The sequence below is a fragment of the Kribbella sp. NPDC048928 genome, assembly GCF_043197975.1.
Classification (GTDB): domain Bacteria; phylum Actinomycetota; class Actinomycetes; order Propionibacteriales; family Kribbellaceae; genus Kribbella.
The window spans coordinates 525540-550946 of record NZ_JBICUC010000006.1; the positions used below are offsets into that span (position 1 = coordinate 525540).

A 25407-nucleotide genomic window follows, 5' to 3' on the forward strand; every position below is an offset into this window, starting at 1 on the left:
GGGGCGTGGGAGTTATCCACAGGTTGGGGGGCCGGTAGACTCGGGGAGTTCATCGCTTCGAGGAAACGGACTGTTTCTCGTGTTCGACACGCTCTCCGATCGGCTCTCCACCGCGTTCAAGAACCTGCGGGGCAAGGGCAAGCTGACCGACGCCGACATCGACGCGACCGCCCGGGAGATCCGGGTCGCGTTGCTGGAGGCCGATGTCGCGCTGCCCGTGGTGCGGGAGTTCATCGCGGCGGTGAAGGAACGGGCCAGCGGCGCCGATGTGCGCGGCGGGCTGAATCCGGCGCAGCAGGTCATCAAGATCGTCAACGAGGAACTGGTCAACATCCTCGGCGGCGAGACCCGCGAGCTGCGGATGGCGAAGCGGCCGCCGACGGTGATCATGCTCGCCGGTCTCCAGGGCGCTGGTAAGACCACCCTGGCCGGCAAGCTCGCCAAGTGGCTGCGCGAGACCCGCCACCAGACCCCGATGCTGGTCGCCGCGGACCTCCAGCGGCCGAACGCGGTCACCCAGCTCCAGGTGGTCGGCGAGCGCGCGGGCGTACCGGTGTATGCGCCGGAGCCCGGCAACGGTGTCGGCGATCCGGTCGACGTGGCCCGCAAGGCGATGGACGAGGCCCGCGCCAAGCAGCACAGCGTGGTGATCGTCGACACCGCCGGCCGGCTGGGTGTCGACGAGGAGCTGATGAAGCAGGCCGCGGACATCCGCGACGCGGTCAGCCCGGACGAGATCCTGTTCGTCGTCGACGCGATGATCGGCCAGGACGCGGTCACCACCGCGCAGGCCTTCCTGGACGGCGTCGGCTTCGACGGCGTCGTACTGTCCAAGCTCGACGGTGACGCCCGCGGTGGTGCCGCGCTGTCGATCGCGCAGGTCACCGGCCGCCAGGTGATGTTCGCCAGCAACGGCGAGAAGCTCGAGGACTTCGACGTCTTCCACCCCGACCGGATGGCGTCCCGCATCCTCGGCATGGGCGACGTGATGAGCCTGATCGAGCAGGCCGAGCGCACCTTCGACGCCGAGGAGGCCGCGAAGACCGCGGCCAAGCTGGCCAAGAAGGGCGGCAAGGACTTCACGCTGGACGACTTCCTCGCCCAGATGCAGTCGGTCCGCAAGATGGGCCCGCTGACCAAGATCTTCGGCATGCTGCCCGGCGCGAACCAGTTCAAGGACCAGCTGGAGAACTTCGACGAGCGCGAGATCGATCGGATCGAGGCGGTCATCCACTCGATGACGCCGGCCGAGCGGACCGATCCGAACATCATCAACGGCTCCCGCCGGGCCCGGATCGCGAAGGGTTCCGGCACCGAGGTGGCGACCGTCAGCGGCCTGGTCGAGCGGTTCTTCGAGGCCCGCAAGATGATGGCCGCGATGGCCTCCGGCAAGGGCATGCCGGGGATGCCCGGGATGCCGGGCATGCCAGGCGTGGGTGGTGGCGGCCGGAAGGCCAAGCAGCAGCAGAAGAAGGGCAAGAAGCGCGGCTCGGGCAACCCGGCCAAGCGTGCCAACCAGGCCACCCCGCAGCCGGAGGCGCCGCAGCCCGGCCAGCTGCCGGCCGCGTTTGGCGGCCAGAACGGCGGCGACTTCGAGCTGCCCGACGACCTGAAGAAGATGCTCGGCGGCAACTGACCGCTTCCCGAAAGGGCACAGTGCGCCGCGCCTGGAGGAGGTACGGCGCACCGTGACGGGTTGTCCCGAAACCCTCGACGACTAAGATCGTGCCTACGCCCGAGCGACACCAACTGCGGAATGCGTCGAGGACGGTCTGGATGAGGCAGCGGTTCAAGAACCTGGACACGTGGCGAGGGAAGCTGAACGCCACCTGTGCCTGCTTGGCCCCGCCGACCGCCATGGTCGCCGTCTTCGTGGTCGGCGGCGTCACCTCGAACACGTTCATCGTCGACGCGCACGCGCTCGCCGCACCGCGCCAGGACGCGGTCTTCGACGACCTCGCGAACAGCGTGCCGACCCAGCCGGGCGTCGACGGCAGCCTGCCGACCCAGGCGAAGTCCACCATCGAGGTTCCGTTCACCGGGACGACCGACGGCACCGTGCAGCCGGTTCCCGGGGTCTTCGGGGACGCCTCGGGTATCCCGGGCACCGTGCTGGCGGCGTACCAGAAGGCCGCTCACGATCTCGCGCTCTCGATGCCGGGCTGTCACATCACCTGGCCGCTGCTCGCCGGGATCGGCAAGGTCGAGTCCGACCACGCCAGCGGCGGCAAGGTGGACGTCAACGGCAACACCCGCGGGAAGATCCTCGGCCCGGTCCTCGACGGCGGCCCCGGGATGGCGGCGATCGCCGACACCGATCAGGGTGCGTACGACGGCAGCGCGACCTGGGACCGCGCCGTCGGCCCGATGCAGTTCGTGCCCGGTACCTGGAAGACGTTCGGTGCCGATGGCAACGGCGACGGCGTCAAGGACCCGCACAACGTGTTCGACGCGTCCCGCGCGGCGGGGGACTACCTCTGCTCCGGCGGCGCGAACCTGTCCGACCCGCAGGGCCTGGTGCAGGCCGTGCTGCGCTACAACCACTCGATGGACTACGTGTCCACGGTCCTGCGCTGGATGCAGTCGTACAGCAAGGACACGGTGAGCCTCCCCGACCGTCCAGGCCAGATCGACACCGCCACCGACGACGGCAACTCGCACAACGACACCACAGACCGGACGTCGACCTCGACGTCGACCACCCCGCCGACAACCGCACCGACCACGCCGCCGGCAACCACGACCCCGGCGGCTCCGACGTCGCACCCGACGCCTGGCAAGACGACCGGCTCGACCAAGCCCACCAAGCCGACGACCACGCCGAGCCACGCGCCGGAGACCTCGACGCCTCCTACGTCCACGAAGCCGCCAACCACCAGCACCCCGCCGACGACGACCCCGCCGACCACTGAACCGCCGACGACGACGCCGCCGACCACCGATCCGCCGACCACGCCGCCGACCTGTACGCCGCCGACGGGCGACCCGACCGAGGAGCCGTCGAAGGACCCGTCGACGACCCCGGCGCCGGGTGACTCGCCGACGACGACTCCGTCCAGTGAGCCAACGGACTCGGAGACGCCGACCCCGCCGCCGACCTGCGACTCCACGCCGCCGACGTCCCCGCCCGCTGCCGGCGGCTGAGCCGCAACCGGCCGAGTGAGCCCGGCGAGCAGCACGAAGCGCGCGAGTTGTAAGGTCCGAACGGCTGCACGAGCAGTCTCCGAGGTAGTTGGGTTCGTTACCTCGGTGCCGGTTTTCCGAGCGCTTTCTGTGGCCCGTAACTTTGCGTCGTCTTGATGTAACTTTCCGGTGCTTGGTTCGTTGAAGGGGCTATGCGCCTAACCCGTAGTGGTAACCGTCGGGTCAAAATCATCATCGCTTCACTCTGTACCGCCCCGCTCCTGGTCGGGGCCGTTGTGACCGTCGCCTCCGGGGGGACCGGTGCCGCCGATCAGCTCACGGCGGGCAGCCCGGTCGCCCCATCGCCTGGGGCCGGGCTGAACAGCGGTGAGTTCGACGAACTGACGATGATCGTGCCTCAGCGTCCCGGAGTGGACGGCCAGCTCGGATCCGACAAGCCTGCCCGCGCCGACGTCCCGGTCCAGGGGGCCACCGACGGCCGCTCGGTCGTCCGTCCCGGCCGGCCGGGTGCCGTGAACGGCATTCCCCGCGGAGTCTTCCCCGCGTACCGCCGGGCCACCGCGAATCTCGCGGTCGTCCGGCCGAACTGTGGACTCACCTGGCCGCTGCTCGCCGGCGTCGGCAAGGTCGAGTCCGACCACGCGAGCGCCGGCCGCGTCGACGTGGCCGGTACGACCCGCGGCCGGATCCTCGGCCCGCAGCTGAACGGCCGGCACGGCAACGGCCGGATCACCGACACCGACAAGGGCAAGTACGACGCCGACGCGACCTGGGACCGCGCGGTCGGCCCGATGCAGATCATCCCGCAGGTCTGGGACGAGTTCGGGGCCGACGGCAACGGTGACGGCTTCCGCAACCCGAACAACGTGTACGACGCGGTCACCACGGTCGCCGTGGTGCTGTGCTCCGAGGGCGACGACCTGCGGAACCCGCGCGACCTGGTCACCGCCCTGCTGCGCTACCAGCACTCCAAGGACTTCGTCGCCACTGTGCTGAAGTGGATGCGCGTCTACAGCAAGAACGCGGTCCTGGTGCCGAACGCGAAGGGCAACATCGCCGCGGCGAAGTCGACCGGCAACGCCGACCGCCGGGTCGACCCGCGCCAGGTGCCGGACATTCCGGACGACCCCAAGACGCCGAGCCCGACCGCGGCCAGCACCACCGCGACGCTGCCGCCGGAGGTTCCGGCCTCGACGCCGTTGGACAAGCCGACCGAGCCGGACCCGATCGACATCCCGACGGACTCGCCGACGCATCACCCGACCGGCACGCCGACGAAGACGCCGACCAAGACCCCCACGAAGACCCCCACGAAGACGCCGACACCCACGCCGACGCCGACTCCGACCCCCACGCCGACCGACACTCCGACGGACACGCCGACCCCGACGGACACCCCGTCCGGATCGCCGTGCGCCGGCAACGAGACCACCACCCCGACCTGTACGCCGGGCGGCGGCTCGCACGGGTAGGTCTGTCCACGAGCGCGGCCCGGGCGGGTCAGCAGATACGGTCGGCCTATGACGACCGGCGTACTCAGACTGACCGGCACGGTGCTGCCGGCCGGTGAACAGCAGGAGCTTCATCTCAGCGGTGGGCTGGTCATCGACCGGCCCACCGCTGCCGATGTCACGACCGTGCACACCGGCGGCTGGATCGTGCCCGGCCTGGTCGACGCGCACTGCCACATCGGCCTCGACCAGCACGGTGGCGTCGACGAGGAGACCCAGGAGCTGCAGGCGATCGCGGACCGCGAGGCCGGCGCACTGCTCGTCCGGGACGCCGGTTCGCCGGTCGACACGCGCTGGATCGACGACCGCGAGGATCTGCCGAAGATCATCCGGGCCGGCCGGCACATTGCCCGCTCGAAGCGGTACCTGCGCAACTACGGCTGGGAGATCGAGCCCGACGAGCTCGTCGCGTACGTCGAGCAGGAGGCTCGGCGTGGTGACGGGTGGGTCAAGCTCGTCGGCGACTGGATCGACCGCGAGGCCGGCGACCTGACCCCGTGCTGGCCGGCCGACGCACTCAACGCCGCGATCGCCCGCGCGCACGAGCTCGGCGCCCGCGTCACCGCGCATGTGTTCGGCGAGCACGCCCTGCCGGATCTGCTGGCCGCGGGCATCGACTGCCTCGAGCACGGTACGGGCATCGAGCCGGACCTGCTCGCTCAGATGGCCGAGCACGAGGTGGCGGTGGTGCCGACGCTGATCCAGTTGGAGAACTTTCCCCAGTACGCCGAGCAGGCGGCCGGCAAGTTCCCGACGTACGCCGCCCACATGCGCGACCTGTACGAGCGCCGTCTGCCCCGGTTGCGGGACGCGTTCGAGGCCGGCGTACCGGTCTATGCGGGGACCGACGCGGGCGGCGTCCTCGGGCACGGGCTCGTCGCGCAGGAGATCCAGGCGCTGACCACGATCGGGATGTCGGGGGAGCAGGCGCTGGCCGCGGGGTCGTGGGCGGCCCGCGAGTGGCTCGGGGCGCCGAGCGAGCTGCGCCCTGGCGATCCGGCGGATCTGGTGGTGTACGACGAGGATCCGCGGGCGAATCCGGCGGTCCTGACGCACCCGCGACTGATCGCTCTGCGTGGGAGCGTGATCTTCTCTCGGTGACGGGAAGAAATTCACTCAAACGCTGGTATAGACGGAAGATCTTCCCTTAGCGTGGCTTTCGGGACCGCCGACGCCCCTCGGCGGACCAGTTACGGGAAGGAACCGCCCCATGTCCCGAGTACCAAAACTGGCTGCGCTCCTGGGCGCCGGCGCACTCGCGCTGACCGCCGCTGCGGCGCTGCCGAGCAACGCCGCCCAGCCCTCCACCGCGCAGCCTTCCACGGCGCAGCCCTCCACCACGAGTCTCGCGAACGCTTTCCAGAGTGCGTCGGCGAGGTACGACGTACCGCGAGAGGTGCTGGTCGGTGTCGGCTTCGCGGAGACGCACCTCGACGGCCACCACGGCGCACCGAGCCAGGCGAACGGCTACGGCGTCATGCACCTCGCGAGCAACAACGTGAACCCGACGATGTCCGAGGCAAGCAAACTCACCGGGCTGCCGGTCGCGAAGCTGTCCAAGGACGACACGTCGAACATCCTCGGCGCCGCCGCCGTTCTGGACTCGTACGCCGACCAGGCCGGCCTGAAGAACCGCTCCGACCTCGGCACCTGGTACTCCGTGATCGCGAAGTACTCGCACTCCGCCGACGCCGCTACCGCCCGGCTCTACACCGACGAGGTCTACAAGGTCATCGGCCTCGGTGTCCGTACCGCCGGGGTGTCGACCGAGCCGCAGCAGGTGACACCGGACCTCGGTGCGTACGCAAAGGTCGCCCCGCTCGGCACCAGGTCCAAGGCGTCGGTGCAGGCCGCCGACTACCCGGGAGCCATCTGGAACCCGGCCTGCACCTGCAACTACCAGACGGGTCGTACGCAGGCCATCACCACGATCGTGATCCATGTGACCCAGGGCTCGTACGCCGGCACGATCAGCTGGTTCAAGGACCCGGCGGCGCAGGTCAGCGCGCACTACGTGATCCGGTCCAGCGATGGTCAGATCACGCAGATGGTGGCCGAGAAGGACACCGCCTGGCACGCACGGAGCGCGAACCCGTTCGCGATCGGCATCGAGCACGAGGGCTACGTCGACCAGCCCTCGTGGTTCACCGACGCGATGTACCGCTCGTCGGCGGCGCTGACCGCCAATATCGCCGACCGGCGGGGCATCCCGAAGGACCGCGACCACATCAAGGGCCACAGTGAGATGCCAGGCAACGACCACACGGACCCAGGACCGAACTGGAACTGGGACTACTACATGCAGTTGGTAAACGGCGGCGACCCGAACCCGCCGGAGTACAACTTCAGCACCTGGGGCAACGGCGTGAACGTCCGCTCGGCCCCGAAGCTGTCCGCGTCCGTGGTGACGTCGCTGGCCGGCCCGACGCGCGTCTTCGTCGAATGCCAGACGAAGGGCGACACTGTGACGGCCGGTGGCTACACCAACGACTGGTGGGCGAAGCTCCGCGACCAGAAGGGCTACATCACCAACATCTACATCGACGACCCGAACGCCAAGCTGCCAGGTGTTCCCGACTGCTAGACCCTCGAAGGTAGAGCCTGCGGTACCGACACTCGCCCGGCCGTCCCGCACCATTGACTCATGATCACCAAGATCCTGACGCGGGGCGGCCGGGCGAGTGCGTACCTCCTGGTGCGTTATCTGCGGGCGCTCCTGCTGTTGCTGGCGCTGCCGAACGGCCTGCTGCTCGGCTGGCTGATCACACCGTTCACCGCCGCACTGGTGAAGCTGGCCAACAGCGAGCGCCGTCGGGCCGCCAAGTACCTGCGGGCCGGAGCACCGGACTTGCTGCCGCCTGCGCTGCCGCGGGCGCCCGGAGATGTGGTCACCCTGTTCAGGGACAGGTCGTTCAAACGCAGTCTGCGCCTCCTGCTGATGCCGCTGGTGATGATCCCGGAGCTCTTCGTTTCGGTGTTTGCCTTGGTCGGTGTTCCGGCTGCCATCGCCGGCATGCTGTTGTGGAAGCTAGACCCGGGTGGCTTCACGCTGATGGGCGTCCCGGTGGACAACTGGACCGAGGCTCTGACCAACGGCACCGGGCAGGTGCTCAGCAGCCTGGCTGTGCTGATCTGGGTCGTGCCTGCGGTGGCACGCCTGCATGCGGGTGCCGTACTGGACCTGCTGGAGCCGAGTGCGGACCAGTTGGAGACGGCCAGGCTGGAGCGTCGGGTAGAAGAACTCACCCAGAGCCGGGCCGGTGCGGTGGACTCCCACGGCGCCGAGCTGCGACGGATCGAGCGGGACCTGCACGACGGTACGCAGGCCCAGCTGGTGTCGCTGGCGATGCGGATCGGTATTGCCAAGCAGACGATGGCGCAGGACCCGGAGAAGGCCGCGAAGCTGCTCGACGACGCCCGTGACGGTGCAGAGCAGGCGATGACCGAGCTGCGCGGCGTACTGCGCACCATGTACCCGCCGATCCTCGCTGACCGCGGTCTGGCCGGAGCGGTGTCCGCACTGGCCGCTCGGTGCCCACTGCCGGTGGAGCTCCGCATAGGCGAGCTTGGCGAGGTCCCGGCCGCTGTAGAAGCCGCTGCGTACTTCGTCGTCGCGGAGTCCCTCACCAACATCACCAAGCACAGTGCGGCCGGCCACGTCGACGTACTGCTCGAACGGCGTGACCACGAGCTCTACCTCGCCGTCACCGACGACGGGATCGGTGGAGCGCGGGTGAACGAGCAGTCCGACCTGCTGGGCCGGGGGAGCGGTCTACATGGCATGCTGCACCGCGTGCAGGCGATCGACGGCCACATGGAGCTGCTGAGCCCGATCGGTGGGCCGACCACGGTCGAGGTGATCCTTCCGTGCGGGTGATCATCCTCGAGGACAACCCGATCCTCGCCGAAGGCCTGAGCCTGCTGCTGGACAACTCCGGTTTCGAGGTCGCCGCGATCGCCACCGACGCGGACGAGTTCGCGAAGGCGATCGCGGAGCACGAGGTGGACATCACGGTGGTCGACGTACGGCTGCCACCCACGTTCACCGACGAGGGCCTGCGGGCCGCGATCGAAGCCCGCCAGGTTCGGCCGGGGCTCCCGGTGCTGGTGTTCTCGCAGTACGTCGAGGAGGTGTACGCCGCCGAGCTGCTGGCGGCCGGCAGCGAAGGCGTCGGGTACCTGCTGAAGGACCGCGTCTCGCGCGTCGACGAGTTCCTCGAAGCAGTACGCCGGGTCGCGGCCGGAGGCACCGTGCTGGACCCGGAGGTGGTCAGCCAGCTGATGGTGAAGCGCAGCAGCCCGCTCGACCGCCTCACGCCGCGCGAACGCGAGGTGCTCGGGTTGATGGCCGAAGGGCTCGGCAATGCTGCGATCGGCGCGAAGTTGTTCATCTCCGACGCGGCCGTGCACAAGCATGTCGGCAACGTCTTCTTGAAGCTGGATCTGCCGCCGACCGACTCGGGACACCGCCGCGTGCTGGCCGTTCTCGCGTACCTCGGGCTCTGAACCCTTGACGCTCACGCCGCGCTGGTCCACTCTCGTTCACTGAGAGCGCTCTCATCCACCGAACCGCCCCTAGGTGAGGAGAGTTCACATGAAGGTCCTCCTGGCCGCCGTACTCACGGCGGCCGTACTGACTGTGCCTGCGACCCAGGCACTTGCGCAGCCGCTGGCTGTTCCTGGCCAGGCTGCCGCTATGCAACGTGACTTCGGGCTGAGCGAGCAGCAGATGCAGCAACGCCTGGCCGCCGAGACGTCAGCCGCCAAGCTGCTGCCGGCAGCTCAGAAGGCTGCCGGCGCCTCCTACGGCGGGGCCTGGTACGACGCGCGTACACAGCAACTGGTCGTCGGAGTGGTCGGCCAGGGCCACGCGACCGCCGTACGCGCCACAGGTGCACAGGTCGTCGCCGTACCCGTGTCAGCAAAGGCCCTGGATCAGCAGAAGGCAGCTGTCGACAGGGCGGCCGGTAAGGCAGTACCGGCTGCTGTTAGCGGCTGGGCCGCCGACCCGAAGTCCGGCACGGTTGTGGTCAACGTCCAAGCAGGTAAGCGTTCCAAGGCCGTCGACGCGTTCGTCGCCAAGCTGGCGAAGGCAGGTGCTGTGACAGTCAAGGAGGTCGCGGCACAGGCACCACGCACGTTCTCGGCCGGTACGGTCGGCGGCGACCCGTACTACGTCAGCAACATCCGCTGCTCGATCGGCTTCTCGGTGTACGGAGGCTTCGTCACCGCGGGGCACTGTGGTCGCAGTGGCACGGTCAGCGGCTGGGACGGCTCGGCCATCGGCTCGTTCCAGGGCTGGTCGTTCCCGGGCAACGACTACGCGTGGGTCTCGGTCGGCAACGGCTGGTGGACCGTGCCGGTGGTGCTCGGCTGGGGACAGGTGAGCGACCAGCTCGTCCGTGGGTCGTCGGAGGCACCCATCGGTTCGTCGGTGTGCCGCAGTGGCTCGACGTCGCACTGGCACTGCGGGACGATCCTGGCCAAGAACGAGACCGTCAACTACGGCAACGGCCAGCTGTTCTACGGCGCGACGAAGACCAGCGTCTGCGCCGAGGGTGGCGACTCCGGTGGGTCGTTCATCACCGGCGACCAGGCGCAGGGCGTCACGTCCGGCGGCTGGGGCAACTGCAGCAGCGGCGGCGAGACCTGGTTCCAGCCGGTCAACGAGATCCTCCAGACGTACCACCTGACCCTCCATACCGCCTGAGAAACAACAACGTCCGAAGAACCGAGGGTTTCAACCCTCAGTTCTTCGGACGTTGGTCGGTCGGGTCAGGCGGTTTCGTTCGGTACCGGCTCGAGGGACGGCTTCTCGTCGTCCTTCTTGGTGGCCAGCGAGTCGATCAGCTGCTTGGCCAGCGCGAAGCCCGAGCCACCCATGGTGATCGTCTTCACCAGGGTGTCCTCGATGCCCTGGGCACCGTTCAGCACGACCATGTTGCCGACCTTGTCGAACGAGCTCGCCGCCGCGGTGACGATCGCCGGGTAGGCCTCGGCCAGCTGCTGCGCCACGACCGCCTCGGTGTTGGTCGCCAGCGCCTCGGCACGGGCCTTGATACCCGCGGCCTCGGCCATCGCCTTCGCCTGGACGGCGGACGCCTCGGCCTTACCGGTGAGCTCGGTGGCCTTCGCCTGTGCCTCACCGCGGAGCTGGACCTCCCGGGCGTTCGCCTCGGCGGCCGCAATCTGCGCGTCCCTGGCCGCTGAGGCCAGCGTGCGCTGCTTGTACGCCTCGGCGTCGGCCGGCTTCAGCACCGACGACTCCAGCTGCTTCTCGGCCAGCGAGGCGTTCAGCTTCGCGGTCTCCGTCTCGGCGACGACGACCTCCTGCTTGGCCAGTGCGGCCGCCAGCGGGCCCGCCTGGAACGACTTCGACGTGGCCTGGTCGACCTCGGCCTGGTAGCCGGCCTTCGCGATCTCGCTCTCCCGGATCGCGGCCGCCTTCGCCGCGGCCGCAACCTGCTCGCGCTCGGTCGCTTCCCGGTCCCGCTCGGCCTGCGCGATCCGGGCCGCGGCCTCGACCGCAGCGGCCTGCGGACGGCCGAGGTTCTTGATGTAGCCGGACTCGTCGTCGATCTCCTGGATCTGCAGCGAGTCCACGACCAGGCCGAGCTTCTCCATGTCCCCGGCCAGCGAGCCGCGGATGTTCGTGGTCAGCGTTTCCCGGTCGTGCAGCATCTCCTCGACCGTGGTGGAACCCACGATCGCCCGCAGGTGACCCGCGAACAGCTCGTGGATGGTGCCCATCACCTGCTCGTCGCTCTGCTCCAGGAACCGCCGGGCGGCGTTCGCGATCGAGCCGTAGTCGTCACCGACCTTGTACGCCGTGACGCCCTTGATGTGCAGCGGAATGCCCTGGCTGGACACGCAGGTCACGGTCAGCGGCGTGGCCCGGATGTCCAGCGGCAGCCGCCGGACGGTCTGGAAGCCGGGCAGCACCGCGGTACCGCGGCCGACCACGATCTTGAAGCCGAGCGTCTCGTTGACCTGCTCGGTGCTCGAGTGCGCGCCGAGGCCGGAGATGATCAGCGCCTCGTTCGGCTCCGCCACCCGCCAGACCATCCGGAACAGGATCAGTAGGACGACCACCGCGATCGCCGCGATGATCAGGTACGTCCAGAGCATTTCCCCTCCAAGGGAACTGAGTTAGATAGCGCGAGCGACGTACACGGTGCGGGGTGGGTCGAAGTCGACCACGATCACCTGTGTCCCCACCTCGAGCACCTCGTCGGTCGCGGGGTAAGCGTAGAAGGCCTCGGTGGCACCACGGACCGGCAGCATCACCTCGCCGACGATGCCCGGTGCGATCCGGCCGATCACCCGCCCCCGCTTGCCTACCATGTTGCTCCTCCGACGCACCGCTGCTGCTCTGGGTTCCGCAGCTTACCGTGGGGGTCCGCAAAGTGGTTGCCGCTGACAACGACAAGGGACGGCAGCTGCCGTACTTCGGCGCAGCACCGGGCCGGGTAAAGTTCCGGGCACGGGCCCGGGTCCAGCCGGCCGGAGCAGGAGTAGAGGTGATCCTGGCGTGAAGCTGACGATCCTGGGTGGGGGCGGATTCCGGGTCCCGCTCGTTTACCACGCGTTGCTCGGCGACCACGGCGCCGGGCGGATCACCGACGTGATGCTCTACGACACCGATCGGACCCGCCTCGCGGCGATCGGCGCGGTTCTCGGCCAGCAGGCTGCGGCTGCCTCGGCCGAGCTGGGTGGTCTCGCGGCGCCGGTGGTCACCGAGACGACCGACCTCGACGAGGCCCTGCGTGGTGCCGACTTCATCTTCTCCGCCATCCGCGTGGGCGGACTCACCGGCCGTACGCTCGACGAGCGGGTCGCCCTGGACCTCGGTGTGCTCGGCCAGGAGACAGTCGGCGCAGGCGGGATCGCGTACGGCCTCCGGACGCTCCCCGTCGTACGGCAGATCGCTCAACGGATCGCGGCGGTCGCCCCGGACGCCTGGACGATCAACTTCACCAACCCGGCCGGCATGGTGACCGAAGCGATGATCCCGTTCCTGGGCGATCGGGTCATCGGCATCTGCGACTCACCGTCCGGTCTGGGGCGCCGTGCTGCGTTGGCGCTCGGCGTGGATCCGGCGACCGCGTTCTACGACTACGCGGGCCTCAACCATCTCGGCTGGCTCCGGGGCCTCCGATCCGGCGGCGTGGATCGGCTCCCGGAGCTCCTGCAGTCGCCGGACGCCCTGAGCTCGTTCGAGGAAGGCCGTCTGTTCGGTGCGGACTGGCTCCGCTCGATCGGCTCTATTCCGAACGAGTACCTGCACTACTACTACTTCGCGCGCGAGACGCTGGCCGCCGTACAGGCTGTGCGTCAGACACGTGGGGCGTTCCTGCTGGAACAGCAGTCCACGTTCTACGCGGACACCGGTGCGCATCCGGATCAGGCGCTGGAGCTGTGGCGGAAGACGCGGGCCGAGCGCGAGGCGACGTACATGGTGGAGAGCCGTGAGGTCGCCGACGCGGGGGAGCGCGACGAGCGCGACATGGCGGCCGGCGGGTACGAGCAGGTCGCGCTGTCGCTCATGCGGGCGATCGGGCACAACGAGCGGGCGTCGTTGATCCTGAACGTCCGCAACCGGGGCGTACTGCGGCACCTGGACGACGACGCCGTGGTCGAGGTCCCGTGCACCGTGGACGCGAACGGGGCGCTTCCGCTGACGGTGTCGCAGCTGAGCGACGATCAGGCCGGGCTGGTGTGCGCGGTGAAGGCAGTGGAACGTACGACGATCCAGGCCGCGACCACCGGTTCGCGTGAGGCGGCGCAGCGGGCGTTTGCGCTGCATCCGCTGATCGACTCGGTCACGGTGGCGCACCAGTTGCTCGACACGTACGCCGCCGAGCTGCCCGGCCTCCGCCAGTTCGTCAAGCACTGACCCCTCGCGGGCGGCCTCGTGGGACCGCGGGAATTGGTTGTCGCCGTGGGATCTGGCAGAATGTCAGGCTGAGTCCGTCCAGGTTTTGTGCAGCCCTCTAACTCCACTGTCCTGGTGCGGCCCATTCGAGCACTCGGTCGTTGTCCCCACGACGCGCTGTGTTGCTCACCCAGTCTGTATTTCCAAGGGAGACCACCCGAAAGTGGCAGTCAAGATCCGTTTGAAGCGCATCGGCAAGAAGCGCACCCCGCACTACCGCATCGTCGTCATGGACGCCCGCACCAAGCGGGACGGCCGGGCGATCGAGGAGATCGGGATCTACAACCCGAAGACCGAGCCGTCGTTCATCCGCGTCGACTCCGACCGGGCGCAGTACTGGCTGGGCGTCGGCGCCCAGGCGAGCGAGGCCGTCGAGGCGATCTTCAAGGCCTCCGGCGACTGGCAGAAGTTCAAGGGCCTGGACGCCCCGGCGCCGCTGCGGGTCGCGGAGCCGAAGCGGGACAAGCAGGAGATCTTCAACGAGGCGCTGGCCGAGGCCCACGGCTCGCTGAAGACCGAGGCCGTCACCGCCAAGAAGTCGGCCAAGAAGGCCGAGAAGAAGGACGACGCCGCGGACGCCAAGTCCGACGCGAAGGCCGACACCAAGGCTGACGCGAAGGCTGACGCGAAGGCTGACGCGAAGGCTGACGCGAAGGCTGACGCGAAGGCTGACGACGCCCCCAAGGCCGACGCCCCCAAGGCTGACGCCCCCAAGGCTGAGGCTCCGAAGGCTGACGAGGCCAAGGCCGACGAGGCTGCGGCCGAGACCACCGAGGCCTGACGATGATGGAGACCGAGGCGCTCGAGCACCTGGTCCGAGGCATCGTGGACAACCCTGACGACGTCAGCGTCCGCTCCCGGAACCTGCGGCGTGGCCGCACCCTCGAGGTGCACGTCCACGCCGACGACATCGGCAAGGTGATCGGCCGCAACGGCCGGACCGCCACCGCCATCCGGACCGTCGTCGGCGCCCTCAGCTCCGAGTCCTCGCTGCGCATCGACTTCGTCGACGAGTTCAACAAGCGCCCCCGGCGCTGACCTGACTCACCCGAAGGCCGCGTTCCCCGCAAGGGAACGCGGCCTTCGCGCTTTCTGGGGACCGTCAGATGGTCCACCGGCGAGCTACTTTCGGCCCCATGCCAACGATTCGGGTCGCCACCGCCGCCGATGTGGACCAACTGGTCGAGTCGGTCACCAACCTCTTCCGGGACGATGCAGGCCGGCACGACCGGTTCACCGACATCACCTGGCCACAGCGCGAAGGCGTCGCGAGATACGGCGCGCTGGTCGGCGATCCCGCCTGGCTGCAACTCGTGGCGTACGACGACGAGGACCGGGGCGTCGGCCATCTGGTCGGCCGGCTGAGTGAACCCACCCCGACTCGCGCCAGTCTCGCCGCCGTGCTCGAGAGCATTTACGTCTTCGAGGACGTCCGTGGTCAGGGCATCGGTGGACTCCTCACCGAGCAGTTCCTGACGTGGGCCCGTGGGCAGCGGGCGGCCTTCGTCACGGTCAGCGCGTACGCGGCGAACGAGGCCGCGCAAAGGTTCTACCGCCGCCATGGCTTCGTCCCTCAGAGCATCACCCTGCAAACAGCGCTCTAGACTGTGCCGTTGTTGTCGGGGCTTTTGGAGAGGAACTGCGGTGCTGGTGAATGTCGGCCAGATCGGCCGGGCGCATGGGATCAAGGGCGAGATCGGGATGATAGTCCGTACTGACGACCCTGATCTGCGCTTCGCGGACGGTGCGAAGCTCGTCACGACGACCAACCCGCCGCGGACCCTCACCGTGCAATCCACCCGCTGGCACAGTGGCCGGCTGCTGGTGAAGTTCGCCGAGGCGCCGGACCGGACCGCCGCGGAGCAGTTGCGCAACCTGGTCGTCCAGTCCGAGGTCGATGCCGACGAGCGTCCCGAGGACCCGGAGGAGTACTACGACCGTGAGCTGATCGGTCTCGCGGTCCGCACCACCGACGGCGCCGATGTCGGCGAGGTGATCGACGTGGTCCACCTCCCGTCCCAGGACCTCCTCGAGATCCGCCGTACTGCGGGCAACGCCGTACTCGTCCCATTGGTCGAGGAGCTCGTCCCGGAGATCAACGTCGACAAGCAGTACGTCGTCGTGGCCGACCGCCCCGGCCTGCTCGACCCCGACGGCGCCGACGTGGTGGAGACCTCGGAAGCCGACGGATGAGACTCGACGTCGTCACGATCTTCCCTGAGTACCTGGCCGCACTCGACGTATCCCTCGTCGGCAAGGCGGCCAAGAGCGGCCTCCTGGACGTCCACCTACACGATCTGCGCGATTGGACCCACGACCGGCACCGGACCGTCGACGACACCCCGTACGGCGGCGGAGCGGGCATGGTGATGAAGCCGGAGCCGTGGGGCCAGGCGCTGGACGCGCTCGCGCCTCCGGACGGTCCCGCGCAGCCCCGGCTGATCGTCCCGACGCCGGCTGGGCGCCCGTTCACCCAGTCGCTGGCGTACGAGCTGGCCAACGAGCCGTGGCTGGCCTTCGCCTGCGGCCGGTACGAGGGCATCGACGCGCGTGTGGCGGCGTACGCGTCCGAGCGGATGCGCGTCGACGAGGTGTCCATCGGCGACTACGTACTGAACGGCGGTGAGGTCGCCGTACTCGTGATGGTCGAGGCCGTGGCGCGCCTGCTGCCTGGTGTGATCGGCAACCCGGAGTCCCTCGCGGAGGAGTCCCACTCCGGCGACGGCCTGCTCGAGTACCCGGTGTACACGAAGCCGCCGTCCTGGCGCGGGCACGACGTACCCGAGGTCCTGCTGTCCGGGAACCACGGCCTGATCGCCGACTGGCACCATGACGAGTCAGTACGTCGTACGGCTGAACGCCGGCCCGACCTGCTGGCGGCCTGGGGAGACGTACTCGCGGGGAAGAGCGAGTCGACCGAGGGCGTCCGCATCCTCCCGGCCACGGCGGCTGACGCCGGGGAGATCCACGTGCTGCAGCTCGCCGCGTTCCTGTCCGAGGCGCGGCTGTACGACGACTACACGATCCCGCCGCTGACGGACGACCCTGCGGCCACGGCGGCCCGCCTGGAGCGTGGAAACGTCCTGAAGGCCGTCGCAGGTACCCGCATCGTCGGCTCGGTCCAGCTGGTCGTGGACGACGGGGTGGGGCATGTCGAGCGGCTGATCGTCGCCCCGGACTGGCAGGGCCGTGGGCTCGGTATCAGGCTGCTGCGCGCCGCTGAGCAGCTCGCGCCGGCCGACGTCGCGTCGTACGCCCTGGACACCGGTGCGCTGAGCGACCGGAACTTGGCGCTGTACCGGAAGGCGGGCTACCGGGAGATCAGCCGGGAGGCACAGACGCCGAAGGTCGACCTGGTCCACCTGGCGAAGCGCCGTCGCCGTAAGTAGTCCAACACGGCTGATTTCGTCACCGTGTGGGGCGTATGGCAAGATTGCCTGTTGCTGCCCTTCGGTGCTCCTGCCACAGGGGGTGACCACCGACCGGCAGCCTTCTGATGACTTCATCACCACCGAGATTCGTGGGTGACCTGTGGCACGCGCGAGGAAGAGACACCTGAAGATGAGCAACATCCTGAACGAGCTCGACAACGCGAGCAAGCGCGACGACCTCCCGGCCTTCCGCGCCGGTGACACCGTGAACGTGCACGTGAAGGTCGTCGAAGGCAACCGGTCCCGCGTCCAGGTGTTCAAGGGTGTCGTGATCCGGCGCCAGGGTGGTGGCCTGCAGGAGACCTTCACGGTCCGCAAGGTCAGCTTCGGCGTCGGTGTCGAGCGGACCTTCCCGCTGCACACCCCGATCGTCGAGAAGGTCGAGGTCGTCACCCGCGGCGACGTCCGCCGCGCCAAGCTGTACTACCTGCGCGAGCTGCGCGGCAAGGCGGCGAAGATCAAGGAGAAGCGCGAAGTTCCGGCCTCCTGACGCCGCGTAACGACGACGGTCACCGATGGCGCCGAGCACCGCGACTCGCGCTCGCCCGCGCCCGGTTTCCAAAAGGGCGGGTCGTAGCAAGGGACGTCACCGCAGGCTGAAGCAGCGGAATCCGCTGCTCAGCCTGCTGGTCGAGATGAGCACCGTCACGGTGCTCGCGCTCGTCATCACGGTCGTCCTGCGGCTGCTGGTCGCGGAGGCGTTCTACGTCCCGTCGGAGTCGATGTACGACACCCTGACCAAGGACGACCGGATCCTCGCCGAGAAGGTCAGCTACATGCACCGCGACGTCGATCGCGGCGACATCGTCGTCTTCAGGGATCCGGCCAACTGGCTGCAGGAGGCCGAGCCGCAGCCCGGCACGCTGCGCCGGATCGGCGAGTTCGTCGGCATCCTGCCGCGCAGCGGCGAGGGTCACCTGGTGAAGCGGGTGATCGGCATCGGCGGCGACCGGGTGATCTGCTGCGACAAGCAGGGCCAGATCACAGTGAACGGCATCCCGCTCGACGAGCGGGAGTACCTGCTCAAGGACGCCAAACCCTCCGAGGTGCCCTTCAACGTGCTGGTCCCGGCCGGCCATCTGTGGGTGATGGGCGACAACCGGGCCGAGTCGGCCGATTCGCGCGCCCATATGGGCGGGCCCGGCGGCGGCTTCGTCCCGGTCGAGAACGTGGTGGGCCGGGCCTGTTGCATAATCTGGCCGTCTGACCGGATGACGATGCTGCGTCCTCCGGATACCTTCAAGAAGCCGGGGCTGAAGAAGTGACAGATACACCGACCAAGACGGACGCCAAACCCGCCCACCGCTCAGGGTTCGCCGCAGCAGCTCGCGAGTTCGTCCTGATCGTGGTCGGCGCCCTGATCGTTTCGTCGATCCTGCGGGCGTTCGTCGGGCAGATGTTCATCATCCCGAGCGAGTCGATGGAGAACACGCTGCTGGTCGGTGACCGGGTCGTGGTCGAGAAGCTCACCGACGTCAAGCGCGGTGACGTGGTCGTCTTCGAGGATCCGGGCGGCTGGCTCGGCCAGGAGGAGAGCGGCCAGAAGCGCGGCTCGGTCGGCCGGTTCTTCGAGATCGTCGGCCTGCTGCCGGACTCCAGCCACGGCCACCTGATCAAGCGCCTGATCGGCATGCCGGGCGACAAGGTCGCGTGCTGCGACTCCAAGGGCCGCCTGCTGGTGAACGGTCAGCCCCTCGACGAGACCAGCTACCTGTATCCGGGCGACGCCCCGTCCCAGATGGACTTCCAGGTCACCGTCCCGGCCGGCCGGATCTTCGTGATGGGCGACCACCGCTCCGCGTCCGGCGACTCTCGCGTCCATCTGCAGGACCTCGACGCGAACGGCGGCAACCAGGGCGACGCGGCCTTCGTGCCGCTGGACAAGGTCACCGGACGGGCAATCGCCATCGTCTGGCCGGCGGGCCGCTGGAGCAAACTCGGCGTCCCCGACACGTTCAAGGGCGTCCCGGCCGCGGGCCCGGCGCCCGACAAACCCTCGATCTCTCTCACTCCACCACCCAAGACCTCAGGCTGAACTTGTCGCCGGTCGTGTCTAGTGTGAGTGGTGTGATGCGGAGGGCTGGATGAGCGCGCTGCCGCGCGGGAGCACGGTACGGCGAGACGCCGGGTTGTACGGGTACGAGCGGGCCCTGCGACGGGTCGGCCTGGATCCGATCGCCGGCGTCGACGAGGCCGGCCGCGGGCCGTGCGCGGGTCCGCTCGTCGCCGCCGCGGTGATCCTGCCGGACGGCAAGCGCGGTCAGGTCCCCGGGCTGGCGGACTCGAAGCTGCTCACCGCCAAGGCACGGGAGCGCTGCTACGAGGAGGTCCGCAACCGCGCCCTGGCTTGGTCCGTGGTCTCGATCGAGGCGGCCGAGTGTGACCGCCTCGGCATGCATGTCGCGAACGTGGAGGCGCTCCGCCGGGCCTTGTTCCGGCTCGACGTCCGCCCGTCGTACGTACTCACCGACGGGTTCGGCGTCGACGGTCTGGACGTACCGGGGCTGGCGATCTGGAAGGGTGACCGCGTGGCGGCTTGCATCGCGGCGGCATCCGTGATTGCCAAGGTGACCCGTGATCGCGTGATGGAGCACTGGGACAAGGAGTACCCGCAGTACGGGTTCGGGATCCACAAGGGTTACTGCACCCCGGAACACCAGGCGGCACTGGACGAATACGGCCCGTGCCCACAACATCGACGGCGGTTCGAGAATGTCCGCCGCAGTCTGCGGCCTGTTATGGGACAGAATGTCACCAGTCCCACCGGAGTGGAGAACCTGTGAGCGAGCGTAGCGAGGTGGAGGTATGAGCGAGCGTAGCGAGCGAACAAAGAGCAGAGCCGCCCTCAGCGCTCATACCGGAACTGAGCGTAGCGAGGTGGAGGTATGAGCGCCGACGACCTTGAGAAGTACGAGACCGATATGGAGCTGCAGCTCTATCGGGAGTACAAGGACGTCGTCGGGATCTTCAAGTACGTCGTCGAGACCGAGCGGCGCTTCTACCTGTGCAACGCGGTCGACCTGAAGGTCCGCACCGAGGGCGGTGACGTGTACTTCGAGGTGACGATGGCCGATGCCTGGGTCTGGGACGTCTACCGTTCCGCCCGCTTCGTGAAGAACGCGAAGGTCGTCACCTTCCGCGACGTCAACATCGAAGAACTGGCGAAGTCCGACCTCGAGGTCCCCAAAGACTCCGACTTCGGCCGCTGACCGCTCAAGCGGAACCGAGCCCGGTCTGGGGCACGGACTGAGTGACGGGGGTGGCTAGCCGCCAGCCGGTTCCGTCGTACTCGACCATGGCGAGCTCGGCGAGGGCCTCCAGACAGTCCTGGGTCGTCTGGAGGTCCAGCCCCGCCTCGCTGGCGACGCGGCTCGCGGGACGGGCGGACCGGACAGGTACGGCATCCAGCGTGCGGCGGATGTCGTGGTCCAGCTGATCGAACGGTTTGCTCGGCCCCGTGGGACGTGCCGCCAGGTGCGTACCGATCGGGGAGATTGCTTCGAGGACCTCCGCAACGCTCGTGACGAGGACTGCGCCGCGCTCCCGCACCAGAAGGTGACTGCCTTCAGACATCCGGGACGTGATGGGCCCAGGGACGGCGAGAACCGCGCGACCGCACTGCTCGGCCCAGCCGGCACTGTTCAGCGCGCCACTGCGGGTGGCAGCCTCGACGACCACGACGCCGAGCGTCGACGCGGCGATCAGCCGGTTGCGCGCCAGGAAGCGGAGCCGGGTCGGAGTGCAACCCGGCGGCAGCTCGCTGACCAGCATGCCCTGCTCGGCGATGCGGCTGAGCAGCGCTGAATTCTGCCGCGGGTAGAACTTGTCCACACCGCACGCCAGCACGGCAATCGTCGCTCCGGAGGCGGCGAGAACGGCACGATGAGCTGCCGCGTCGATCCCGAAGGCTCCACCGGACACGACCGTGAGGCCCTTGTCCGCGATCCCGGATGAAAGCTCCGCCGCGACATACTCCCCGTACGACGAGCTTGCCCGAGAGCCGACGACTGCGACGGACTGCTCGAGTGCGGCGCGCAGCTTCAGCGGGCCTCTGACCCAGAGCCCGAACGGCACGCCCGCCCGGCGCCCGAGCTGCCCGGCCTCGGCCAGCACCTCGATCTGCTCCGGCCACTCCTCGTCGCCGGGGATCACGAACCGCGCTCCGATCTCGGTTGCCCGCTCCAGATCGCGCTCCGGCTCGGCCTCCGCCAGGCGCGACGACCAGCGCTCGGTTCCTGGGGTCTTGCGGCGCAACAGCTCCCAGATCTCCGATGCTTCCATCCCGTCGAACGACTCCAGCGCTTTCACATCCCCCGGCTCAACCACCCGAGACAACCCCGCCCGCGCCAATCGCTCCTTGTCATCACCCCCGGCCCCACCATTCGCAGCTCTCACCCCGTCCCCAGACCCCCCACACCCCACAGGCCCACCATCCATACGCGCGGAGTCGGCCGAGCTGGCAGGACTGACGGAGGAGCGGGGCGAGGAGCTGCTGAGGGTGAGGGTGGGCGCGGAACTGATGACAGCGAGGGTGGGAGGGAGAGTGACGAGGGAGAGGGCGGGAGCTCGATTGCGTACGGCCGGGACGGAGACGAGGTTGGGGGAGGGGATGGTCATCGGGTGAGTCCTTTGAGGGGGCGTTGGTCGGCGAGGTCTGTGAGGGGTTCGCCGGTGCGGAGTTGGAAGGCTTGGTGGGTGTGCTCGACGGTCGGTTGGTCTGTGTCTTCGAGGTCGGCCAGCGTCCAGGCGAGTCGGACGACTCGATCGAGGCCGCGCGCGGTGATCCGGCCGGCGGAGTACAGCTCCTCGAGCAGCTTCTGGCCGGCGGAGTCGAGCGGATGCTCGCGGCGCAGAACCGGACCGGGGACCTCGCTGTTGAGGACCCAGCTCGTCTCTCGGTACCGGAATGCCTGCCGGTCACGGGCACTCGTCACGCGGGCGGCGACGACAGCGGTCGACTCGGACGTCGAGCTGTCGCCGAGCGTGCGAGCCGCTGGAAGGATCTGCCGCTGGATGTCCAGCCGGTCCTTGATCGGGCCGCTGATGCGTTGCCGATAGCGCATCAGCGACTGCGGCGTGCAGGTGCAGGACGTCCCTTGATCCGTCCCGGACAACCCACACGGGCACGGATTCGCCGCCATCACGAGCATGAACCTCGCCGGGAACTTGGCGACCGCGGCAGCCCGGTGCAGCTCGATGTATCCCGACTCGAGCGGCTGCCGCAGCGTGTCGATGGTCAGCGGGTGCATCTCGGCTGCCTCGTCGATGAAGAGGACGCCGCGATGGGCACAGCTGATCGCTCCAGGCCGAGGCACTCCTGACCCACCACCGACAAGGCTCGCGAGCGACGCGGTGTGATGTGGAGCGATGAAGGGCGGGCGGGTGACCAGCTCGGCATCGCTGGTGAGCATGCCGGCCAGCGAGTGCACGGCTGAGACCTCCAGCGAATCCTCCATCGACAGGTCCGGCAGCAGCCCACCGAGTCGCTCGGCGAGCATCGTCTTCCCGGACCCGGGTGGGCCGTGCAGGAAGAGGTTGTGGCCACCGGCCGCGGCGACCTCGATCGCGCGCCGCCCGTCGCGGTGGCCGATGATGTCGTCGAGGTCGACGTCGGGCACCCGCGCGAGTGACTCGGACAGCAACCGTGGCTCGGCGCGGGACGGCGCCTCGTCAGGGACCTCGGTGCCGCGCAGCAGCGCAAGCACCTGCCGGAGCGAGCGAACGCCGTACACCTCGATGCCCGGAACCAGGCGAGCCTCGTTGGCGTTCAGGTCTGGGACGACGATGCGCTCGAAGCTGGCTCGGGATGCCGCGAGCGTCATCGCCAGCGCGCCACGAACCTCCCGGACCCGCCCGTCGAGGCCGAGCTCGCCGATCACCGCCGTCTGCCGGAGCGCGCTGCGGTCGACGACACCGGCCGCGGTGAGAAGGCTGAGCGCGATCGCGACGTCGTAATGCGAGCCGGTCTTGGGCAGGGTCGCCGGTGAGAGACCGATGGTGATCTTGCGATCGGGGAACCGCTCGCCACTGTTCACGACAGCGGCGCGGACGCGATCCCGAGCCTCGGTCAGAGAGGCGTCCGGCAGGCCGATGAGAGTCGTCTTCGGCAGGCCCTGGGAGATGTCGGTCTCGACCTCGACCAGGTGCCCTTCCAACCCGACCAGCGCGACGGACCAGGTGTGGGCCAGCGCCATCAGGCCGCGCCCCGGAGGTGATCCACCTGGGGCGAAGTGGTGTTGTCGAAGACGATCGCGACGACGTCGATCCGGATCGATGCCGCCCGGACCTGATGCGTCTGCAGCCAGCGCCCGGCCAGCCTGCGGAGGGTGGTCAGCTTCTTGTAGGTGATCGCCTCCAGCGGGGTGCCGTAGTTCAGCCCGCGGCGGGTCTTCACCTCGCAGATGACCAGCGTGTCGCCCTCGCGCGCCACGATGTCGATCTCGCCCAGTTCGCAACGCCAGTTGCGCTCCAGCACGGCGAAGCCGTTGCTGGTGAGATACCTCGCGGCGAGATCTTCGCCGTACTGCCCGACTGCGGTCTTGGTGTGCATTGATGACCACCTCCGGCAGAGAAGATGCCGGTTTCGGGCCAGAATTCACCCGCCATTTTTCAGCTGTGGACAACCGTCGCTGCCGACAGCGAAATGACGCACCCTAGTTGCGCATGTGTTTGCCGCGGGTGGATTTCGAGGGTTGCTGGTCGGGTGGCGTGCGAATCGCGCGCAGCTCGTTGGGGCGTTCGTGGTCGTGGCGGATCGCCTGCAGGCCGCCCGTGCCGGGATCGGTGTCCCCGAGGTCGAAGTCCCAGCTGTCCTCGTTGGCGAGGCGGCTGTGCCAGCGGCCGTAGAGGCCGTAGATCGCGATCCCGATCAGCATCCAGACGAAGAACTTGATCCAGGTGCCGGTCTTCAGGTTGAGCATCAGCCACACGGTCGCGGCCAGCGACAGCAGCGGGATCAGCGGCACCAGCGGGACCCGGAAACCACGCTCCAGGTTCGGCTCTGTACGCCGCAGCCTCAGCACACCGACAGCGCAGAACGCGAAGCAGAAGAGCGCACCGATGACCAGAAGCTCCTCGAGCTCCAGCACCTTCGGATAGAGGGTCAGCACGAGCGCGGCGACACCTGCGGCGGCTGCGGCGCGGGCCGGCGACGAGTACACGCGGCTGACGCGGCCGAGGCTCTTCGGCAGGAGGCCGTCACGGCCCATGTTGAACAGCACTCGGCTCTGCGCAATCAGGACAACCATGATCACCGTCATCAGCGCGAGCAGAGCCCCGACATTGACGACCTTCGCCGCCCAGCCGACGCCGACCGCGGACAGTGCCTCGGAGACCGGTGCGGACCCGCCGAGCTTCGCGTACGGCCGCATGCCGATCAGGACGACCGCCATCGCGATGTAGAGGATCGTCACCGCGCCGACGCCGAGCAGCATGCCCTGCGGCACGGTCTTGCGCGGGCTCCGGGCGTCCTCGGACGCGGTCGCGATCAGGTCGAAGCCGATGTAGGCGAACACGATCGTGCTCGCGGCCGTGAAGATGCCCATCGTCCCGAACGTCCCGAACGCGGAGTCCAGCACCCAGCCGAGCACCGTGGGGTCGGCCGTCGCTGGCGCGGCCCGGGACGGCGGCACGAACGGGTGGTAGTTCGCCATCTTGATGTGGGTCGCGCCGACAATCACCACGAGCAGGATCACCGCGACCTTGGCGATCACGACGATGGTCAGCACGCGGGAGGAGAGCTTGGTGCCGGTGACGATCAGCGCGGTCAGGATCAGCAGCAGCAGCGGGGCGACGAGGTTCACCTTCGCCTCGGGGCCGAAGAACTGCGCGATCCCGCTCGGGAGCGTGACGCCGAACCCGTCCAGGGTGGCGATGAAGTACGCCGACCAGACACGCGAGACGATCGCGGCGGCAGTGACGAGCTCGAGCACGAGTGCCCAGCCGACCAGCCAGGCCCACATCTCGCCGAAGGTCACATAACTGAAGGTGTACGCGCTACCTGACACCGGGATCGTGGACGACAGTTCGGCGTAACAGGCCGCGGCCAGCAGACAGACGATCGCGGCAATCACGAACGACAAAATCACGGCCGGTCCGGCGACATTTGCCGCCTGGACACCGCTGATGCTGAAAATGCCTGAGCCGATCATCACGCCCAGGCCGAGTACAACCAGGTCGCGACGACCGAACAAACGCGGCAGACGGTGCCGCGCGTCCTCGACTCGAGTGAACGCCGACTCGACCGGCAGACGCCGGCCTACGGTCTGTCCGTTCGCTGAGGGGGCCATGGTCAGGGGTGCCTCCGTTGCTACTAGGGCAATCGGGCCGAACAGTAGTCGACCGTCGGGCTATCGACCAGTCCTCCTCTTCCTCGGCTCCGCGCGGC

Annotated in this window: 26 protein-coding genes and 1 pseudogene; 20 read left to right on the forward strand and 7 right to left on the reverse strand. The window is 68.6% G+C overall.

Annotation, left to right across the window (positions count from 1 at the left end):
* Nucleotides 1–79: 79 nt before the first annotated feature.
* The 8 genes from ffh to ACGFI6_RS27735 all read left to right on the forward strand — a co-directional run bounded on the left by ffh (nt 80) and on the right by ACGFI6_RS27735 (nt 10365).
* On the forward strand, nt 80–1636 hold the full coding sequence (ffh, locus tag ACGFI6_RS27700) for a signal recognition particle protein (RefSeq protein ID WP_393123496.1): 1557 nt from the start codon (nt 80–82) through the stop codon (nt 1634–1636).
* Nucleotides 1637–1776: 140 nt separating this feature from the next.
* A complete protein-coding gene (locus ACGFI6_RS27705) occupies nt 1777–3144 on the forward strand; it encodes a lytic murein transglycosylase (protein WP_393123498.1) in 1368 nt (455 codons plus the stop codon).
* A 275-nt stretch (nt 3145–3419) separates the two neighbouring features.
* Nucleotides 3420–4616, forward strand: coding sequence for a lytic transglycosylase domain-containing protein (locus ACGFI6_RS27710; protein WP_393123500.1), 1197 nt, complete (start codon nt 3420–3422; stop codon nt 4614–4616).
* 48 nt (nt 4617–4664) lie between these two features.
* Nucleotides 4665–5756 (forward strand): amidohydrolase family protein, encoded by a 1092-nt coding sequence (locus ACGFI6_RS27715; protein ID WP_393123502.1) that lies wholly within the window; start codon nt 4665–4667, stop codon nt 5754–5756.
* A 109-nt stretch (nt 5757–5865) separates the two neighbouring features.
* The gene (locus tag ACGFI6_RS27720; protein ID WP_393123504.1) at nt 5866–7239 is read left to right on the forward strand and encodes an N-acetylmuramoyl-L-alanine amidase; all 1374 of its coding nucleotides are present in this window, start codon (nt 5866–5868) and stop codon (nt 7237–7239) included.
* Nucleotides 7240–7299: 60 nt separating this feature from the next.
* Complete coding sequence (locus tag ACGFI6_RS27725) at nt 7300–8532, forward strand: histidine kinase (RefSeq protein WP_393123506.1); 1233 nt, start codon at nt 7300–7302, stop codon at nt 8530–8532.
* Nucleotides 8523–9161 (forward strand): response regulator, encoded by a 639-nt coding sequence (locus ACGFI6_RS27730; RefSeq protein ID WP_393123508.1) that lies wholly within the window; start codon nt 8523–8525, stop codon nt 9159–9161. Before ACGFI6_RS27725 ends, ACGFI6_RS27730 begins: the two co-directional genes overlap by 10 nt.
* An 88-nt stretch (nt 9162–9249) precedes the next feature.
* Nucleotides 9250–10365, forward strand: coding sequence for an alpha-lytic protease prodomain-containing protein (locus ACGFI6_RS27735; protein WP_393123509.1), 1116 nt, complete (start codon nt 9250–9252; stop codon nt 10363–10365).
* Between the two features lie 65 nt (nt 10366–10430).
* Here the strand turns inward: ACGFI6_RS27735 and ACGFI6_RS27740 are convergent, their stop codons facing one another.
* Together ACGFI6_RS27740 and ACGFI6_RS27745 are read right to left on the reverse strand one after the other, a co-directional pair.
* Complete coding sequence (locus ACGFI6_RS27740) at nt 10431–11783, reverse strand: flotillin family protein (protein WP_393123510.1); 1353 nt, start codon at nt 11781–11783, stop codon at nt 10431–10433.
* A 21-nt stretch (nt 11784–11804) separates the two neighbouring features.
* Nucleotides 11805–11999 (reverse strand): hypothetical protein, encoded by a 195-nt coding sequence (locus ACGFI6_RS27745; RefSeq protein WP_141852289.1) that lies wholly within the window; start codon nt 11997–11999, stop codon nt 11805–11807.
* A gap of 62 nt (nt 12000–12061) precedes the next feature.
* Between ACGFI6_RS27745 and ACGFI6_RS27750 the strand changes: the two genes are divergently transcribed.
* The 3 genes and pseudogenes from ACGFI6_RS27750 to rpsP all read left to right on the forward strand — a co-directional run.
* Nucleotides 12062–12190 (forward strand): hypothetical protein, encoded by a 129-nt coding sequence (locus ACGFI6_RS27750; protein WP_393123512.1) that lies wholly within the window; start codon nt 12062–12064, stop codon nt 12188–12190.
* Nucleotides 12187–13551 (forward strand): 6-phospho-beta-glucosidase, encoded by a 1365-nt coding sequence (locus ACGFI6_RS27755; protein WP_393123514.1) that lies wholly within the window; start codon nt 12187–12189, stop codon nt 13549–13551. Before ACGFI6_RS27750 ends, ACGFI6_RS27755 begins: the two co-directional genes overlap by 4 nt.
* A gap of 202 nt (nt 13552–13753) precedes the next feature.
* Nucleotides 13754–14200, forward strand: a pseudogene (gene rpsP, locus ACGFI6_RS27760) (30S ribosomal protein S16); the annotation flags it as partial.
* Here rpsP and ACGFI6_RS27765 read toward each other — a convergent pair.
* Nucleotides 14115–14414 (reverse strand): PT domain-containing protein, encoded by a 300-nt coding sequence (locus ACGFI6_RS27765; RefSeq protein ID WP_393123702.1) that lies wholly within the window; start codon nt 14412–14414, stop codon nt 14115–14117. The pseudogene rpsP and the gene ACGFI6_RS27765 sit on opposite strands and share 86 nt — an antisense overlap.
* On the opposite strand from ACGFI6_RS27765, the gene ACGFI6_RS27770 reads away from it, so the two are divergent.
* The 9 genes from ACGFI6_RS27770 (at nt 14377) to ACGFI6_RS27810 (ending at nt 20230) form a co-directional block, all read left to right on the forward strand.
* Nucleotides 14377–14628, forward strand: a complete 252-nt coding sequence (locus tag ACGFI6_RS27770) for an RNA-binding protein (RefSeq protein ID WP_393123704.1) — start codon at nt 14377–14379, stop codon at nt 14626–14628. The two genes, ACGFI6_RS27765 and ACGFI6_RS27770, sit on opposite strands and share 38 nt — an antisense overlap.
* Nucleotides 14629–14726: 98 nt before the next feature.
* The gene (locus ACGFI6_RS27775) at nt 14727–15194 is read left to right on the forward strand and encodes a GNAT family N-acetyltransferase (protein WP_393123516.1); all 468 of its coding nucleotides are present in this window, start codon (nt 14727–14729) and stop codon (nt 15192–15194) included.
* Between the two features lie 40 nt (nt 15195–15234).
* Entirely contained in the window at nt 15235–15783 is a 549-nt protein-coding gene (gene rimM, locus ACGFI6_RS27780) for a ribosome maturation factor RimM (RefSeq protein WP_393123518.1), read from the forward strand.
* Nucleotides 15780–16979: a tRNA (guanosine(37)-N1)-methyltransferase TrmD gene (gene trmD, locus ACGFI6_RS27785; RefSeq protein ID WP_393123520.1), complete on the forward strand. Its 1200-nt coding sequence runs from the start codon at nt 15780–15782 to the stop codon at nt 16977–16979. Before rimM ends, trmD begins: the two co-directional genes overlap by 4 nt.
* Nucleotides 16980–17151: 172 nt before the next feature.
* Complete coding sequence (gene rplS, locus ACGFI6_RS27790) at nt 17152–17511, forward strand: 50S ribosomal protein L19 (RefSeq protein WP_393123522.1); 360 nt, start codon at nt 17152–17154, stop codon at nt 17509–17511.
* Nucleotides 17512–17656: 145 nt separating this feature from the next.
* Nucleotides 17657–18286 carry a signal peptidase I gene (gene lepB / locus ACGFI6_RS27795; protein ID WP_393123524.1) on the forward strand — a complete coding sequence of 210 codons (630 nt, stop codon included), beginning with the start codon at nt 17657–17659 and terminating at the stop codon, nt 18284–18286.
* Complete coding sequence (lepB, locus tag ACGFI6_RS27800; RefSeq protein WP_393123526.1) at nt 18283–19056, forward strand: signal peptidase I; 774 nt, start codon at nt 18283–18285, stop codon at nt 19054–19056. The genes lepB (ACGFI6_RS27795) and lepB (ACGFI6_RS27800) overlap by 4 nt, the downstream gene beginning before the upstream one ends.
* Before the next feature lie 49 nt (nt 19057–19105).
* The gene (locus ACGFI6_RS27805) at nt 19106–19804 is read left to right on the forward strand and encodes a ribonuclease HII (protein ID WP_393123528.1); all 699 of its coding nucleotides are present in this window, start codon (nt 19106–19108) and stop codon (nt 19802–19804) included.
* Between the two features lie 102 nt (nt 19805–19906).
* Complete coding sequence (locus tag ACGFI6_RS27810) at nt 19907–20230, forward strand: DUF2469 domain-containing protein (protein WP_012922325.1); 324 nt, start codon at nt 19907–19909, stop codon at nt 20228–20230.
* A 4-nt stretch (nt 20231–20234) separates the two neighbouring features.
* Here ACGFI6_RS27810 and dprA read toward each other — a convergent pair whose 3' ends face one another.
* The 4 genes from dprA to ACGFI6_RS27830 form a co-directional block, all read right to left on the reverse strand.
* The gene (gene dprA / locus ACGFI6_RS27815; protein ID WP_393123531.1) at nt 20235–21347 is read right to left on the reverse strand and encodes a DNA-processing protein DprA; all 1113 of its coding nucleotides are present in this window, start codon (nt 21345–21347) and stop codon (nt 20235–20237) included.
* Nucleotides 21348–21634: 287 nt separating this feature from the next.
* The gene (locus ACGFI6_RS27820) at nt 21635–23215 is read right to left on the reverse strand and encodes a YifB family Mg chelatase-like AAA ATPase (RefSeq protein ID WP_393123533.1); all 1581 of its coding nucleotides are present in this window, start codon (nt 23213–23215) and stop codon (nt 21635–21637) included.
* Nucleotides 23215–23571: a YraN family protein gene (locus ACGFI6_RS27825; protein ID WP_393123535.1), complete on the reverse strand. Its 357-nt coding sequence runs from the start codon at nt 23569–23571 to the stop codon at nt 23215–23217. The genes ACGFI6_RS27820 and ACGFI6_RS27825 overlap by 1 nt, the downstream gene beginning before the upstream one ends.
* A 103-nt stretch (nt 23572–23674) precedes the next feature.
* Complete coding sequence (locus ACGFI6_RS27830) at nt 23675–25309, reverse strand: APC family permease (protein WP_393123537.1); 1635 nt, start codon at nt 25307–25309, stop codon at nt 23675–23677.
* Nucleotides 25310–25407 lie beyond the last annotated feature (98 nt).